The following is a 17,454-nucleotide window of genomic DNA, read 5'->3' on the forward strand; positions in this document are numbered from 1 at the left end:
TTGAAACCCGAAACTGCCTTACTTCCCGAAGCTGTAATGACCGCTGCTGGAACCGATGTCTTGCCCCAAACCGTCAAGAATATGGTATTGACTATGAACGTCCCAGAACATGCCGGTGAACTTGAGGGCGTAGGGCATAAGCAGGCTGGTGGCCAGGCCAACAATCTCAGATTTCAACTGTGACCCGCTGGTATTGCCCACCGAGTTCACCTGCCGCTCGAGGACGGCGCGGCAGAGCGTGCCGCGCTCGCCGGTCGGCTCATCGCCATCCCACTTGCCGGCCGCGCATGACAGCGCCGTTTCGGTAATGATGCCGGCCTGCAACTCCTTCGCCAGGTGGGGATCGCTCCTCTTCAGGTTCCACGTCCTGGCCGACTCAATCGCGGATCGTGCGTCCGCATTCTCTTCGACCTTCTGGATCCACTCCGCGCTCGCCGCCATCGCCGTATTCACCGCGAACTGCTGGTGCGCAAGATCTGAAGCGTCATCGCCGTGCGCGGGCACCGGTCCGGCATTGTGATACTCAGCCTGCGAACGCAAGGGCTGTCCATTTTCCGATTCGATATACATCAGCCGCGAGTTGTCGTGGTTCATGTGCGTATGCGTATTGCGCGCCCCGGCCACAGGAGGGAAAATCCCCGACTGCACGCGGAAGGGCCAGCCGTTGGGATCACTGTGCTTGCTGCGAAATTCGAACCAGGTGGGCGCCCGCAGGCCGCCGCCAGGCAGTTTGACCGTCTTCACGTCGGTTTTGTCGAAATCATTGTGCACCCAGTCGGAGTGGCTGTAGAAATCCTGCACGCAGTGGAGCGATGCGCCCAGCGTGACCAGGATCAGCACCTTGCGAGTGCGGTCATCAATATGAAGCTTGTTATAGCTCCCGAGCAGGCGCTGCGTGTTCCCGAGCAGGTGGGTGAAAAGATAATCGAAGTCGGAGTTGCGCTGGAAGTCGTTGTTCAGGTTGTCAAAGTGCAGGAAAATCGCTGCCTGGCGCACCTGCGCGTTGCTCGCTTGGTATTGATTCAGGGCATTGATCTCGTTCTTGCCCAGGTGGCCGGCGGCGTAATCTGCCACCGGCCCGAAGAAGTCGGGCGAGAAGTTGCCCAGTTGCATGATCTTAGAAGCATCTTCGGTGAACCCGAACTGTGCGCCCGCCTTTTGCACGCACACCGAGTGCCAGTAACTGTCGAAACCGGCAGCAGGGTGCGTCAACAATCCAACCAGCGCCAGCACAGCCAAAGCTTTTCGTAACAAGACTTTTCGCAACATTAAAGATTAGCTCCGTTTTTCTTTTTGCTGTTTCTTGAAACTCGAAACTATCTTACTTGAAACTCGAAACTTACAACTTGAAACTTGGACCTTGGAACTGTCTTAGGGTGTAAACTTTCCAGTCTTTGTGAAAAGGAGTTGATGCCGATGATTCGCAATCGAGTTCGTTGCTTCGTGCATGTTGCTTCGTTCTTACTGATGGCCTTGCCTGTCCTCGGGCAGAGCTCACCGCCGCCGGCAACGTATCCAGACCTGCCGAGCGAGACACCGGCGAAGCTTGAGCCGGTGACGGATAGCTTCGACTACATCCGGCGCGTGGAGATGATCCCGATGCGCGACGGCGTGAAGCTGCACACCGTGATCCTGATTCCCAAAGGCGCCAAGGATGCTCCCATCCTGCTCACGCGTACGCCTTACAACGCCGATGAGCTCACCAGCCACGACGCCCGCGGCAGCGGAGAAACCGGAGCTCTCAGCTCCCACCTCGCCCCCATGCTCGTAGGCTACGACAACGCCACCGAGGTGATCATCGAAGGCGGATACATTCGCGTAGTGCAGGACGTACGCGGCAAATACGGATCAGAGGGCGACTACGTGATGAACCGTCCGCTGCACGGGCCGCAAAATCCAACGCCGGTGGACCACGCTACTGATACCTACGACACCATTGACTGGCTGGTGAAGAACATCCCGGAGAGCAACGGCCGGGTCGGCATTCTTGGCATCTCCTACGACGGATTCCTGCCGCTCATGGCGCTGGTGAATCCGCATCCCGCGCTCAAGGTCTCCGTGCCCATGAACCCGATGGTGGACGGCTGGATGGGCGATGACTGGTTCCACAACGGCGCCTTCCGCCAGCAGAACATGCCCTACATCTATGAGCAGGAGGCCACACACAAGAACGACGCCAAGTGGTGGTCAAGCAACTACGACGACTATGACATGTTCATGCAGGCCGGATCAGCCGGCGAGCTCGGCCGCCGCCGCGGACTCGAACAGGTCGGCTTCTGGCGCAAAATTCTCGCGCATCCCACCTACGACGCCTGGTGGCGCGATCAGGCGGTGGATAAGGTGCTGGCAGAACAGCCACTGAAAGTCCCGGTCATGCTGGTCCACAGCCTCTGGGACCAGGAAGATATTTACGGCGCCATCGCCGTCTACAAAGCGATCAAGCCGAAGGACACAAACAACGACAAAGTTTTTCTGGTCATGGGCCCCTGGCATCACGGGCAGGAGATCGGCGACGGCAGCGCGCTCGGAGCCCTGAAATTCAACAGCGATACCGCACTCTACTTCCGGCAAAACATCCTGCGTCCCTTTTTGGACCACTACCTCAAAAGCGATGCACCCAAATCCGACGTCGCTCCTGTCAACGCATTTGAAACCGGAACCAATACATGGCGCCAGCTTCCCGCATGGCCGGCTGGCTGCAGCAGCGGATGCACCATCAAGCCCACGCCGTTGTATCTGAGCGCAGGCCTGAAGCTGAGCTTCGCGGCGCCCAAAGCAGGTGATGCGGCATTCGATGAGTACATCTCCGACCCGGCAAAGCCCGTGCCCTTCCGCGCGCGTCCCATTCAGCCTGTCGCCTACGGCGCCGATTACTCCTGGCGGCGCTGGCTGGTGGATGACCAGCGCGAAGCCTCCGGCCGGCCCGATGTTTTAGCTTTCGTCTCCGATGTTCTGAGCGAGCCCGTGAAAATCAGCGGGCAACCCATCGTCAACCTGATGGCTTCGACCAGCGGAACCGATTCCGACTGGGTAGTCAAGGTGATTGACGTTTATCCCGACGAAGTAGCCGGCCACGCGCCCCTCGGCGGCTATCAGCTCATGGTCTCCGCCGATATCTTCCGCGGACGCTATCGCGAGAGCCTCGAAACCCCCAAGCCCATCGCGTCTGATAAACCGTTGCTCTACCACTTCGCCCTACCCACGGCCAACCACGTCTTTCTGCCCAGCCACAAGATCATGGTGCAGATCCAGTCAAGCTGGTTCCCGCTCTACGATCGCAATCCGCAGACGTTCGTGCAGAGCATCTTCTGGGCCAAGCCCGAGGACTACCGCAAAGCAACCCAGCGCATCTACCACGCGCCGGGACAGGCAAGCTTCATCGAACTGCCCGTTGTCGCAACGCCGTGAGAGAAGGTTTTTTGCCGCGGATTTCGCGGATTGAGTTATCTCGGACCGTAGTAATTCCATCGTAGAGACGTAGCTTGCTACGTCTCCCATTTTGTCTTGTTGCTCCATCGAGCCTGCAGCTTGTCATGCTGAGCGCGCGCGCGAAGCATCTTGCTAGCCGAATCAGGGCAAGGCTATGGCTGGAGAGGGCGCACCACTCTTTCTAGTCTTTCCCGCCCAAGCTATCTTTCAGAGAATTGTTTGTCCCACGCTGGCCCCGTAAATTGCCAAAAAGCACGATTCAGATATCTATTCTTCAACCGGGGCGTGATGTTTTTCCTGTTTTTGCCACTATAGGCAAGTTGCGGAGACTTTTCCGCACGCCTCTCAGGCCGCCCACAGCAACTGGATGTCCGAGAACGGTAGGTAGAACAAACCACGAAATGATTTTAGGAAAAAGAGGAGTATCTGTAATGAGTTCGAACAGCCGGTTCTCTACAAAAATTGAGAGGCCACGAAGAGACAAAAAGGCACTTGCGATTTTGTTGCTGCTGGCTGTCGCCATCAGCGCGGTCAGCTCGGGCTGTGGCGGAGTTGCCAAAGGTACAGGCTTGTTGACATCCGGATCTACACCAGGACCAAATCCCGTACCCACTCCGACGTCGAATCCGATACCCAGTGTTGTTAGCATGTCCCCCAACATCGTGACGGCACCGGGACCGGGTATCACTTTTTTGACAGTGAACGGCTCGGGCTTTGTGCCGGGTTCGGTGGTGCAGTGGAATGGCAGCGGCCGGGCCACGACATTCATAAATAGCAGCCAGCTCACGGCCCTGATTGGGGCCTCTGATCTGGCCACCGCGGGTCAGGCTGCGGTCACAGTTTCCAATCCCTCTCCGGGAGGAGGCACATCCGGCGCTCTGGCTTTCAGGATCCTCGCGCCCATTGCCTTCGCTTCCAACCGCGCGCTCGACGGCAGCAATGCCGCCGCCACAACCTACAACATTTGGATTACGCGAGACTTCCGCGTTGTGCCGCTGACAAATCTGAGCAACTTAAATACAGATAGTACGCTGCCGGCTTGGTCGCGCGACGGACGGAAGATCGCATTCATGTCGCGACGCGCGCTGGATGGCAGCGACGCCGCGGACGCAAACCTAACTGACAACATTTGGGTCATGAATGCGGATGGCTCCGGTGCGACCGCGCTGACCCGGATGACTGCAGTATCTAGCTTTTTTCCGCATTGGTCGCCGGATGGCAGCAAGATTGCCTTTGAATCGGCCCGCGTCCTGACCGGAGGCGACGCCGCGGACGCAAACCTAACTTACAACATTTGGGTCATGAATGCAGATGGCTCCGGCGCGACCGCGCTGACCAGGCTAACTGCGAAGAACGCCTCCAGCTTTTCTCCAGTGTGGTCGCCCGACGGCAGCGGTAAGATTGTCTTTCACTCGATGCGCGCCCTCAGCGGAAGCGACGCCGCGAACACAAACAATACTTTCAACATTTGGGTCGTGAATGCGGATGGTTCCGGCGAGACTGCGCTGACGCAGTTCACGGCCAAGGGCGCAGACAGCTTTTCTCCGGCGTGGTCGCCGGAAGGCAGCAAGATTGCTTTTCTCTCGACGCGTGCTTTGGATGGCAGTGATGCTTCGAACACAAACAACACGACCAACATCTGGGTCATGAATGCGGATGGCTCCGGCGCTGCCGCCGTGACCAGGATGAGCACAACCGGCGTTTTCACTATCCCTTCTCTTCCGGTGTGGTCGCCAGATGGCAACAAGATTGCCTTTGACTCCCGGCGCGCGTTGGATGGAAGCGACGCCGCGAACACAAACAATACTCCCAACATTTGGGTCGTGAATGCGGATGGCTCCGGCGCGACTGCGCTGACCAGATTCACTGCCGCAAATGCGTTTGCTTCCATCCCGGTGTGGGCGCCAGACGGCCGGAGAATCGCATTTGTTGCTAATACCGCCCTTGATGGCAGCAATGCCGTAAACATGAACGGTGCAGTAAATCTGTGGGTCATCAACACCGACGGCACCGGAGCTATTCCACTCACCAGACTTACTGCTCCCGCAGTCAATCCCGTTTTCCCTGGAGTCGATACAGATGACCCAGCGTGGCAGCCGTGAGAGCAGGTTTTTCGCCGCGGATCAAAGCAAAATGCTTTATTTTGTTGGCTCCCAAACATACTTCCCGGTCTTGTCGATCCAGCCCCATTTGTCGCCGATCCAGACGGGCGCCAGCCCTTCGGAGAATCCATTGGCAGAGTCGTACTGCGGCGCGATGACCATTGTGCCGGTCTTGTCGATGAAGCCCCATTTCTCCCCGATCTTCACGGCAGCCAGCCCCTCTGAGAATTCAGTTGCATTGTCGTACCGGGGCGGGATGACCATTGTGCCGGTCTTGTCGATGTAGCCCTCTTTTTCGTCGCCGGCCCGTCGCACGCGAGCCAGCCCTTCGGAGAAGCTAACGGCAATGTCGTACAGCGGCGGGATGACCATCGTCCCGGTCTTGTCAATGTACCCATATTTAGCCCCGACCTCCACGCCGGCCAGCCCCTCGGAGAATTCATCGGCAAGGCCGTACTGTGCCGGGATAACCATCGTGCCGGTCTTGTCAATGTAGCCGCTGGGGCCGGCTTTAATGGCCACCACAACCGCAGCCAACCCTTCGGAGAAGTTCCCGGTGATAGTGGCGTAATGTGGCGGGATAACCATCTTGCCCGTCTTGTCAATGTAGCCAACGGAGCCCCCGGCCACTACGGCAGCCAGCCCGTCGGAAAAGCGGAGAAAGTTAGAGTCGTACCGTGCCGGGATGACCATCTCGCCGCTCTTATCAATGAAGCCCCATTTGTCGCCAACCTGCACTCCAGCCATCCCCTCGAAGAAGCGCCAGGCAAGATCGTACTGCGGCGGGATGACCATCTTGCCGGTCGCATCAATGAAACCCCACTTGTCGCCAACCTGTACGCTGGCCAGACCTTCGCTGAATTGATAAGTATTATCGTATTGCGGCGGGATGACCATCGTGCCCGTCCGGTTAATGAAGCCGTACTTCCCATTCTTTTTGACCACAAACGGCGGACCGCTCTGGTTGCCCCGGGACTTTGCCCCCGCGGCATGGCCAGGCCGCGGGGCCTGCGGAAGCGCCGCCGGCCCACAAAGAAAACCGGCAGTAACCAGCACCAGCACAGGGAATGGGAGAAACCATGGTCGCGAGTTCATGAGAGCTCTCCTGCGCCAAGTCAAACACCTTCAGACTTCGTTTGCAAGACGATGGGCAGCAACGCGCAGTTGCGCGGATTGGTTCTTTAATGACCCGATGGTCCGATGACCCAATGACTCAATCTCCTAAGTCTGTCATCCTGATCCCGCAAAGCGGAAGAAGAATCTTGAGAATGTACGCGGCATTTTCCTGCGGAAACGGCGGGAGCCTCCCGGCTTATTGATCCCTGCGTTAATAATGTCCTAATTGCGCCGCTTGCGGCGCACGGTGGGAGCCCCCGGCTTCAGCCGGGGGGAAGCAAGCTCAAAAATCGGGCTTTAGCCCCGGCGGGTGGGTCACATGGCCCCATTTTAAGACTTCCGAAGTGGCTCGATGCGATCTATATCTTCGAAATTGATAAGATACGCTGGTTGCTCATCGTGCTTCTCATATTGGGACTCTCTAGTGGTTGAAACCAAATCGTAAATTACTTCTTGGTCTTGGTCAGAAACAAAACGTACCTTCGCTAAAAGGTCTTCGCCATCCCGACAGATAATCCGCACCACTTTATTCACACTGGTCTTCAGTAACTCGATATCGCTTTCGTTCATGGGTTGAATCTCAGAATTGCACAAGAAGATTACCTCGGACCGAGGACGACCGCAAAGCAGTGCAGCGCATCTACCACACGCCGGGACAGGCATCCGTGCTCCCCGTGGCAAAACTGATATCAAACTGGCACCATACCGTTAATTTCCACCAATTGTGAGTCATCATTGTCTTCAGGTGTCCCTAAAAGGGATACCAGAAAGGATATCTATGAAAATCGCACAGCTTTTTGGAGTAAAAACCAACCCCAGCCAGCAACCCCGTTGCTGCCACAAACGTAATGACGGAACCGAGTGTAGGGCCAATCCCCGCACCGGCAAGCAATATTGCTTCTTCCACGATCCCGCCGCCCAAAAGAAAAGTGCGGCAGCACGCCGCGCCGGCGGAGTCCTTCGCAGGCGCAACGCCCAAGCTACTCCCCAAGCCATTCCAGAGCTGGCCTGCCTTCTCGCCAAACCAATGCGCGAAGCCTCCGGCGTGGCCGAGTTTTTAAACGAGGTCGCCCGCCAGTTCTGCCAGGGCAACATTGACCTCCGTGCCGCCACCGAAATGCGCCAGTGCGCCCTCGCCATGCTCCGTACCTTTGAGTTCGACGCGCGCAACCAACACGAGGCCAACCGCCAAGCCTCCCGCCACGCCAAGAAACAGCCGATTGAAAGCATAAACTTCGTAGTCAGGGATATTGTCACAGGGACCGTGTACGACCCTCACAAGACCGTCGACGCCTCTACCCCGAAACCCTTCTCCCAGCCCAGCCAGCCAGACCGGCAGCAGAGCGTCAGCCCCACATCCGCCCCGAGTACCCAAAATCAGCCAAAAGCCGAGGTAAAAGATCAGCCAAAAGCCCAGCCGCAAAATGAACAAAACGAACCCCAACCGAACGAACAAAATAAACCACAACCAAACAGCCAATCAGCCATGAGCCCGGCCCCGCCTGCCGCGCAGCCCGTCGCACCTGCGCCGCAAGAAAATCCACCCGTGCAATACCCTCCCGGCCTGGGGCCTCGTTATGTCCAGGTGGCCACGCCCGAAATGCCGTGGTGGAGAAGACCGCAATTCGGCAACCCTGGCTTTGTGACCGGCACGGTTCCCCAGACTGCCAGAATGCCAGCCCCGGCCAAACGCTTCAGGGGCACAAGGCGGTAGCAGGGCAGTAAGGGTTCGTAAAGCATCCCAGGATGCGGGGCTGGATTTGAATAAAGCCCATTTGGTCTTTGAAAATTTATTGCCACGCGCGACTCAGGAAAGCCGTTGCGGAAGCCCATACACGCGCGCTAGCGCGTGCTTGTCAGGGCGCAGCTTTAGCTGTGCCGTTAGCTCTCGCAAATCAACAATTCCGCTCTGCCGAAGGCCAGGGCGCATCCCGCAAGCGGGAGGAGCCCTTTAGAAGAAAAGCCTCCTGAGGACTGAGGACTGACGACTGAGGACTGCTCCAGCAAGTCCCTCACCCAAAAGCGACTTTCCCCAGCAAATACGCGGCGATCAGCGCTGTTTTTAGTGCTCAAGACACTAGCAGCAAGTACCCCATCCGGGCGTGACGTTTTTCCTGTTTTTGCCACTTAGATATATGCACAGCAGCGTTGCTGTTGAACATTGATCCTGGGGGATTGGTTAGAGTATTATTTGTCTCAACCCCCTAAAATTGCTTTTCAGAGATCAACGAAGAGCCCAAACTATTTCTAAAATCCCACGGTGGTTTTTGCGCTTAAGCTTCTATAACTATCTTCAGGTACAACCGCATCGGCTGGTGTTTCGCCTGCTTGCATTGGCTGTTCTAGTGGCCGCGGCCCTTCCTTTATCTGCACAGAAGGGCCCGATGCGGTTGCGGATTCGTCCTTCTGATCAACTCGTTGGGCTTAACAGTCAGTTGCCATACGCCGCGACGCTCGCGTCTTTTCGAGGTACGGGACAACAGGGTGGCGAACGGGCGGTTACCACGGATACCACATGGTCCTCCTCTAACCCAAATGTGGTTGCGATTGATCCACATACCGGCGTCGCAAAAGCCAGCGGCAGCACCCCAGGAGTAGTCACCATCACAGCTTTGAGCGGTCCTTTCAAAGCTTCTGCCCGGTTGACGGTAGGTTCGGCGACTCTAAGCTCAATCGCGGTAGCACCTAACAATCCCTCCGTTCTGCTGGGTAGTTCGGTTCAGTTCAGTGCGATTGGAACTTACAGTGACAGCAGTCAACATGACCTTACTGATTCTGTAACATGGAGCTCCGGGAAACCCGCGGTTGCCACGATCGGCAGCCTGGGACTGGCGACCACTAGGACCTCTGGCAATGCTATTGTTAGCGCCACTTTTGGCTTGGTCACGGGGAGCAGCACGCTCACGGTTGACAACGTCAGTGTCACCATAGCGCCGACCAGTACGCCGGTTGTCATCAATGCAGCTTATCCGTTCGCCGCAACCGTCACGGGGGCCCTGAACACGGCGGTGACCTGGCAGGTGAATGGAGTGACCGGCGGGAACGCGACCATTGGTACCGTCTCCACGTCGGGCGTGTATGTAGCGCCGGCGGCTGTGCCCAATCCTGCCAGCGTAAGCGTGACGGCGGTGTCGCAGGCGGATGCGAACCAATCGGCCTCGGCCAGTGTCACGGTGACGCTTCCCACACAGGTAACCGGGCATCCACGTATTTGGATCACTGCCAGCGATTTGCCGCGTCTGCGAGCATGGGCCGTCGCCAGCAATCCGATGTACGCCCAAGGGCTGCAAAAGATCGCTATTCGAGCAAAAGCGGATATGGACAGCAACCAGATCGTTTGCACGACTACCATCTCTGAGACCATCAACTTTTGCGAGACTACGGCAGAGCTTTTCGCGTTCATGTCGCTGGTAGACCCGGTATCTGCGGAAGCGGCTGACTATGCGCAAAGGGCCAGAACAATTTTGATGGATAGGTTAGTTACACCTCTTTTGCAGGGCCCGCATGATCCCGCTTTCATCGCTGACAACAGGAGCCGCTGGACCGGTGAGGCATACTTCACCACGGTAGACTGGATTTATCCTTCTTTGACGGCAAGCGATAAGGGCAAGCTTCTGCAGCTCTACACAATTTGGGCCAGCGACCTTATCAATGCCAATACCACGACCGATGGCCATCCTGACCCGTTGGGCAATGGGCCTGGTTTTACCTACACCTATGATCTGTTGAAGCCTTACGAAAACTCTGCAACTCTGGTGACGGATCGCAATGTTGTACGCTTTTCAGGAAATAACTACTACACATCGGAGCTGAGGCTTCTGACTTTTCTTTCGCTTGTGCTCGATCCGCAGGATGATCCTAACAACGACGTCCGAAAATTTATTTCCACCGCGACCGGTACGCGCGGGTATGTCCTCGATAATCTGATGACCAACGACTGTAAAGGCGGGTTGTTTGCCGAGGGTTTTGAATATTCACCGCAAACGACTGCCTATCTTGCCCAGTACTTTCTGGCCTTGCGGACCGCGGGCGTGGATGATCCGGCGAAATACGGACCGCAGGTGGTGCTGAGCAATAATCCTTTTTGGCCGGATCTGCTTGCCAGCCGGTTCCATACGCTTAGTCCATCAACCTTGGATGACCCGGCGACTTACAATGCCATGGGATTCGATTCCCCGGTCTATCTGCCTTCTAACTACGGCGATATGCAGCGCTACCTCTTCCGCGATGAGGTTGCATTGTCAGGTCCTCTTGCGCTTTACGCTCAGTCCCGAGGTGACAGCGCGACCCTTAATTTGATCCGCTGGGCCGTTGCTTATCTGCCGCCCGGTGGAATCGATAAAGTAGTCAGTCGAGGTGGAGACTATAGCGATTTTCCCGGCAAGCTTCAGTCCATCTTTTATTTTCTGCTTTTTGACCCAAGCGTTGATCCCAAGGCACTGCCCGATCCTCGTTTGTCCATGGCCTTGAACCAATACGTTCCAGGGATTGGCCATCTCTACTCGCGAACCGGTTGGGATACAGGCGCTGCCTGGTTTCATTTCCGCTCTGGTTGGAACGCCGTAGACCATCAGCACAGAGATGCTCTCAGTTTTAATTTTTACCGAAAAGGGGAGTGGCTCACCAAAGGCCTTTCCAGTTACAGTCTGGGATTAACCAACACCTATAATTCCATGACCATACAAAACGCTCCCGTATCGCGCACCGACTATCGGCTGCAGATTTCTAACACCGGTTCTCAATGGAGCATGGTGGAAGACACTCCGGCGGCCAGGGCGGCAGCGCAGAATTTTATCAAGGCTTACGCCTTCGCGAATGGATATACCTATGCACTGGGCGACGCTACTTATCTCTACAATTCCGAGCATGAGAGTTTGAGCGACGTCAGCCACGCCAGCCGGTCCATCGTCTGGATCAAACCTGACTTTGTCATCACCTATGACCGGGCGGAAACGGCGAATACAAATCAGAGCCGTTTCAAACAAGTCTGGTTGCAAACGGTGAACCAGGCGACCGTCGCCGGGAACCGCGCCATCGCAGTCAATAACAGCGGCCAGCAGCTCATCATCACTTCTCTTCTGCCGGCGAGTGCTGCGATCACCACGGAACAAACTGATGTAGCCGAGGCAGCGCAAGCTGAACCGATTAAGTTCCGGGTAAAAATCGATGCAGCAGGCGAACCTCAGACTGTGCGGTTCTTAACGCTATTGCAAGGTGCGGATGTTGGAGCTTCACCTGAGAATCCTACCTATATTCAAAGTACTGGCGGAGCTTCCTTTGAAGGAGTTGCTATCCATGGAATAGCGGTCCTTTTTCCCCATAACATGAATGATGGAATTTCTATGTCGAGCCTTAGCTATACCGTTCCTGCCGGTGTCAACATTCACATGATAACCGGGCTGGCTGCCAATACGTCCTATAGTGTTTCCATGGGATCCACGATCACGATTAGTCCAGGACCGGGAACAACTTCCAATGCGGGCGGGGTGCTTATCCTGGGAGATTCCAATGGCTCGTTCGGGGGAAACAGTTCTGGAAGCTCACATTAGAGATTGAGTCATTGGGTCATCGGATCATCGGGTCATTAAAGAATCAAGAACCAATCCGCGTTGATTCGCTGTGAGCTTTTGTTCTTGGCTAAGAGCTAAGAGCTTTCTTCCTTAGTACAGGTATCTTTAGGACGATGCACTTCAGGTTTTCTACGGATGCCAAAATACGGGCAAAACCCCTTTCTTTTCGCCCCCGGTCGTTGTATAGTCGCAGCCACTTTTCAAAGCCCTCTAACTGAACGTACAAAGGATTGCGCCGTAGCTAACTACGCCCCATCCCGAAGGCATGAGCGCCGTGCCTGGCATTCTGAAATCCGCGTGGTCGAAGGCGGAAATGTTCTGGCCGGTCACGCCAAAGACATCTGCGAGGCAGGTTTGGGGGTCGTGTTGTCTCGTCCGGTGGGCAAAGGCCAAACCGTGAAGGTTGAGCTGCCCAAGATCTACAAGAGCGCTACCATGGTGCTGAATGCAGTCGTGCGCTATCAAAAAGACCAATCCCACGGGCTGGAGTTTGTTTCCATTACCGATGCTCAACAGCACATCATTCGCCAGCTTCTCAAAGATAAAAAGTCACAGGCGTAAACGGGTGAGCGGATGGCGAGCGCTGTCGCGCGCGAGTCAGACGCGAGTCGGGGTCCCCGACAAGCCCGGTTTTGGCTTGTTGGGGTGAGGACGGCGGAGCGGTTCACCGCGAAGCCCTTAGACAAAAGCCCGAATGTCATTCAAGGCACAGAAGATTTTGGAGTCTATAGCGCATCGGCCCTGGCCGTTGCCGGCGCGTCCGTGGCTGATGCGGCAAACATGGAGGAACCTACTGTTTGCGCACTGGCCACTTGAACCCAGCATCGTGCGTCCGCTTATCCCAGAGATGCTGCAACTTGATCTTCGTGATGGCCAGGCGTGGATTGCGGTGACTCCATTTCGCATTACCGGGCTGCGCTTGCGTGGGGCGCCTCCCATTCTGGGAACGTCTAACTTTCTTGAGCTGAATGTCAGGACATATGTACGCTATCAGGAGAAGCCCGGAGTTTTCTTTTTCAGCCTGGATGCGGCCAGCCTGTTGGCGGTCATGGGCGCGAGAGCCAGTTATCATTTGCCGTATTACCACGCCAAGATGATCCAGAAGGAGATCGCTGCAGGCTTTGAGTATTCGTCGCGCCGACGCGGACGAAAGAAGGCGGAGCTGGTGGCCCACTACGTTCCTGTAGCTGACGTACAACAACCGCGGCCGCGATCACTGGAGCAATGGCTGGTCGAGCGCTATTGCCTGTACGCGCCCCACCAGGGCAGGCTGTACCGTGCGGATATCCATCATGTGCCCTGGCCTTTGCAGGAAGCACGAGCCGAGTTTGAAGTGAACACCATGGCCGAGGCGGCGGGAATCGAGCTGCCCAAGCTCAATCCCGTGTGCCATTTTGCGAGAGAAATAGATGTACTCGTGTGGGCCCCGGAGCGGCTGCTTTAGCGCAGTAGAAATCCGACGACGATCGCGCCGATGCCGGCAATCGTGGTGATGAAAGAAACCTTCCAGAAGACCTTCATCTCCGTCAGCAATGCAATGGAGCAGAAGATGATGGAAATCTCCAGAAACAATTCCGAGAGATCGAAGTAATTGGCGCGCCGGGTCACGAGTTTCTCTTCGCCGTCAATCTTGTTGGCTTCGTTCTGGATCTCTTCCGCATCTTTGTCGTATTTGGCGCTCTTCTTGGCCATGTCGGCGGCAACGTCTTTGGCAGCGTCCGCGGAGGAGAGCTTGGCCAACTGCGCGTCCGCCTCATAGACATGCGCGCGGATTTTCTTGGCCTGGTAATAAGCCCACTGATCATTGGCCTCGGTGCGCAGAATCACCTCTTCGGTGTGACTGCGATGGCCCAGCAAAGTTGCAACCGCCAGCAGGACGGCCACGATGGAGGTGGTAAGTCCTATGCCTTTTTGACCGGAATGATGCGCGTGCTCGGCTTGTTCCTGAATTTCCTGCGGTTCCATGAATGTCGCTCCCTAGTCGTTAAGAATGATTTTATTGAAATGGTAGAAACCGCCGTAAATGTAACATGCCAACTCCCATAAACTGAAGTTGATTTTGTTGTGGGCGCACCGCTACCGCTCCGAGCTGTCGAGCTTATAATCAAAGGTTTATTGATGGCGTTCAATCCCGTTTTGCAGCGGAGATGACATGGCTGATACCAGCAAGGGGAAAATCAAACCCAAAGTCCTGGTCGTTGATGATGAGCAGATGATTGCCGATACTCTGGCGATCATCCTGAATCAATCTGGCTATGATGCGGTGGCCGTTTATACCGGCGCGGCGGCACTGGAGAGCGCCCGCGCCAACAAACCGGACCTTGTCATCAGCGACGTCATTATGCCCGACATGAACGGCATTGAAGCCGTAATCAAGATTCGGGAATTTCTGCCGGGCTGCAAAGTACTTCTTTTCTCAGGGCAGGCGGCCACGGCTGATCTGCTGGAGATGGCCCGCAACCAGGGGCACGAGTTTGAAATCCTGGCTAAACCGGTACATCCACAAGATTTGTTGGCGAAGCTGCGGGAGTAGTCTGCGCTTGTGAGTTGTTCCACACCAATAGACAAGTCTCAGGATGAACCACTGCATAACTCTTCCTGTCCGCAAGGTCTAAGACCTTTGATACTTACCAACAAGCGAAGTTCCGTTGACTGGTTGCACTCCGGGCTTTAGATTAGTTTCTCCCTCCCTCTAGACGGTCGTCCACCGTGTTTTGTTCCCATGTTTAGGAGAGTTTCTTGCATTCAGCCACGCGAAAGAGGTTTCTCTGCTTTCTCCAGCGCATTGCCGGGATCGTAACGATCCTAATCATGACCAGCGCAATCGCAATCCCCGCGGGAAGTTCACAATCGGGCGCGGGAACATTTATCTTTGTACCGGCGGCGGGTTCGGTGGCAGTGGGGAAGACACTGCAGTTCACCGCGTACAGGGCATTTACTCCCAGCGCCGGGAAGAATGCGGTGGCGATTACCAGCCATGTGCGATGGTCTTCTTCGGATGCCAACGTCGCAACCATTACCAACACCGGACTTATCACGGCAGTCGGTTTGGGAACGGTGATCATTACCGCGATTTCAGGGCCATTTCACGCCACGACTCAGTTGACGGTGACGTCAGCGGCAATTACGTTGAATTCTGTGGCGGTCACACCGGCAAGTCCGTCCATTGCCAAAGGACGCATCCAGCAGTTCATCGCGACCGGGACTTACAGTGACAGCAGCACGGCCAACATTACGAATTCCGTGATCTGGAGCTCTTCCAGCGCCGCTGTCGCGCCGATCAACAACATCGGGGTTGCACGCGGGAGCGCGGTTGGAGGGCCGGTCACCATCACTGCGCAAGATCCATCCACTGGGGTCAGCGGCACCGCTCAGTTCACGGTGACGCCTGCCGTGCTGGCCTCGATTGTCGTCTCGCCTAATAGCATGGCGATTGTGCAGGGAGAAAGCCGGCAATTCACTGCCACTGGGATTTACACCGACAACACCACAGCGGACTTTACCAGCTCGGTAAACTGGACTTCCTCCAACACCACGGTTGCGACGATCGGGTTGAACACAGGCGTGGCGACAGGACTGAGCCTGGGCGGTCCGGTGACGATTACCGCGACCGATCCAGTCAGTTCGGTATCGGGCGCGGCGCAGCTCAGCGTGCAATACGCCGTTCTCACCTACCACAATGACATCGCGCGGACCGGCCAGAACATCAACGAAACTCTGCTTACGCCGGCCAATGTCAACAAGGCCCGCTTTGGCAGGCAATTTTCGCAGGCTGTTGATGGATACATTTACGCCCAGCCTCTCTACATGCCGGGCAGAAATATTCCCGGCAAAGGGGTGCACAACGTGGTCTATGTTGCCACCGAGCACGATAGCATCTATGCCTTTGACGCCGATGATAACGCTGGGGGCAATGTCAGTCCCCTGTGGAAGACGAGCCTGATTCCGCCGGGCGGCAGCGCGGTAAATAGTGGGGGCGACACCGGCTGCGGGGACCTGGTGCCAGAGATTGGAATCACGAGCACGCCGGTGATCGATCCCGTAACGGGAACGATGTATGTGATCTCGAAAACCAAGGAGGGCGGCAAGTTCTTCCAGCGCCTGCACGCGCTCGATGTTTCAACTGGGGCAGAAAAGTTTGGCGGGCCGATGGTGATCCAGGCGTCGGTGAGCGGAACCGGCGACGGTTCCTCGGGTGGCGTTCTCACTTTTAATCCATTGCGAGAGTTCAACCGCACCAGCTTGCTGCTGCAGAATGGATTGGTCTATATCGGCTGGGCATCGCATTGCGATAGCGGACCCTACCATGGCTGGGTAATGGCCTATAATCCCGCAACCCTGGCCCAGGTTGCGGTTTTCAATACCTCTCCTAATGCGGGACTGGCTGGAATCTGGATGGGCGGCGGAGGCTTGGGTGGCGATGGCACCAACGTGTTCTTTGCCACAGGCAACGGCAATTTCGATGTCAACAGCGGCGGCAAAGATTACGGAGACAGCATCATGAACCTGGGAGCGCCAGCCAGCGGAACATTCCCGGTGGCAAGCTATTTCACTCCCTTCAACCAAGGCAGCTTGAATAATGGTGATGTAGATGTAGGTTCCGGCGGGGTCCTGTTGCTGCCTACGGTGACCGGAGCGCATCCGCATCTGCTGGTGCAAGTCGGCAAGGAAGGCAAGATCTATCTTGTTGACCGCGACAGCATGGGCGGGTATTGCTCAACGTGCAGCAGCAGCGATACGCAGATCGTGCAGGAACTTCCCAGCGCCGTGGGCGGCACATGGGGCATGCCGGCCTTCTGGAACAACAATGTCTATTTCGGAGGATCGGGTGACCGGGTCAAAGCCTACGCGTTCAATGTTGCGGGAAGCGGCCTTCTTTCCTCCAGCCCAACTTCGCGCAGCACAGTCGGAGTCGGATTCCCTGGTCCTACGCCTTCGGTTTCAGCCAACGGCAATATCAACGGAATTCTTTGGGTCATTCAAGCGGATGCCTACGGCGGACCCGGATCCGCAGTGCTCCACGCCTTCGATGCGACCAACCTGGCTACGGAGCTGTATAACTCCAACGCTAACAGCAATGACCATCCCGGCGGCGCGGTGAAGTTTACCGTGCCCACCATCGTGAACGGAAAAGTCTACGTGGGGACCTCATCGCAGTTATCGGTGTTTGGATTGCATTAAGAACAGCTCCAAGGGTTCGATTCCAAGCAGTAATTCGTGGGGCCCTCTGGCGGCGC

11 protein-coding genes are annotated in these 17,454 nt (G+C 56.3%); 8 read left to right on the forward strand and 3 right to left on the reverse strand.

Annotated features, from left to right (window positions below):
* Positions 1–18: 18 nt before the first annotated feature.
* Positions 19–1,269 (reverse strand): hypothetical protein, encoded by a 1,251-nt coding sequence (locus VK738_07660; GenBank protein ID HTD22514.1) that lies wholly within the window; start codon positions 1,267–1,269, stop codon positions 19–21.
* A gap of 147 nt (positions 1,270–1,416) precedes the next feature.
* On the opposite strand from VK738_07660, the gene VK738_07665 reads away from it, so the two are divergent.
* Both VK738_07665 and VK738_07670 read left to right on the forward strand, forming a co-directional pair.
* Positions 1,417–3,408, forward strand: coding sequence for a CocE/NonD family hydrolase (locus VK738_07665; GenBank protein ID HTD22515.1), 1,992 nt, complete (start codon positions 1,417–1,419; stop codon positions 3,406–3,408).
* Positions 3,409–3,860: 452 nt separating this feature from the next.
* Positions 3,861–5,531, forward strand: a complete 1,671-nt coding sequence (locus VK738_07670) for a hypothetical protein (GenBank protein HTD22516.1) — start codon at positions 3,861–3,863, stop codon at positions 5,529–5,531.
* Positions 5,532–5,567: 36 nt separating this feature from the next.
* Here the strand turns inward: VK738_07670 and VK738_07675 are convergent, their stop codons facing one another.
* Positions 5,568–6,626, reverse strand: a complete 1,059-nt coding sequence (locus tag VK738_07675) for a WG repeat-containing protein (protein ID HTD22517.1) — start codon at positions 6,624–6,626, stop codon at positions 5,568–5,570.
* Between the two features lie 799 nt (positions 6,627–7,425).
* Here VK738_07675 and VK738_07680 point away from each other — a divergent pair.
* From VK738_07680 to VK738_07695, 4 genes are all read left to right on the forward strand, one after another.
* A complete protein-coding gene (locus VK738_07680; GenBank protein HTD22518.1) occupies positions 7,426–8,361 on the forward strand; it encodes a hypothetical protein in 936 nt (311 codons plus the stop codon).
* Positions 8,362–9,031: 670 nt separating this feature from the next.
* On the forward strand, positions 9,032–12,196 hold the full coding sequence (locus tag VK738_07685; protein ID HTD22519.1) for an Ig-like domain-containing protein: 3,165 nt from the start codon (positions 9,032–9,034) through the stop codon (positions 12,194–12,196).
* Between the two features lie 156 nt (positions 12,197–12,352).
* Positions 12,353–12,778, forward strand: a complete 426-nt coding sequence (locus VK738_07690) for a PilZ domain-containing protein (GenBank protein HTD22520.1) — start codon at positions 12,353–12,355, stop codon at positions 12,776–12,778.
* 133 nt (positions 12,779–12,911) lie between these two features.
* Positions 12,912–13,661 (forward strand): DUF2071 domain-containing protein, encoded by a 750-nt coding sequence (locus VK738_07695; GenBank protein HTD22521.1) that lies wholly within the window; start codon positions 12,912–12,914, stop codon positions 13,659–13,661.
* On the opposite strand, the gene VK738_07700 is transcribed toward VK738_07695, so the two are convergent.
* The gene (locus VK738_07700) at positions 13,658–14,182 is read right to left on the reverse strand and encodes a DUF4337 domain-containing protein (protein ID HTD22522.1); all 525 of its coding nucleotides are present in this window, start codon (positions 14,180–14,182) and stop codon (positions 13,658–13,660) included. The genes VK738_07695 and VK738_07700 overlap by 4 nt on opposite strands.
* Positions 14,183–14,369: 187 nt before the next feature.
* On the opposite strand from VK738_07700, the gene VK738_07705 reads away from it, so the two are divergent.
* Together VK738_07705 and VK738_07710 are read left to right on the forward strand one after the other, a co-directional pair.
* Positions 14,370–14,750, forward strand: a complete 381-nt coding sequence (locus VK738_07705; GenBank protein ID HTD22523.1) for a response regulator — start codon at positions 14,370–14,372, stop codon at positions 14,748–14,750.
* Positions 14,751–15,028: 278 nt separating this feature from the next.
* Positions 15,029–17,398, forward strand: coding sequence for an Ig-like domain-containing protein (locus VK738_07710; GenBank protein ID HTD22524.1), 2,370 nt, complete (start codon positions 15,029–15,031; stop codon positions 17,396–17,398).
* The last annotated feature ends 56 nt before the right edge of the window (positions 17,399–17,454 follow it).

The sequence above is a fragment of the Terriglobales bacterium genome (assembly GCA_035487355.1).
GTDB lineage: Bacteria > Acidobacteriota > Terriglobia > Terriglobales > Acidobacteriaceae > QIAW01.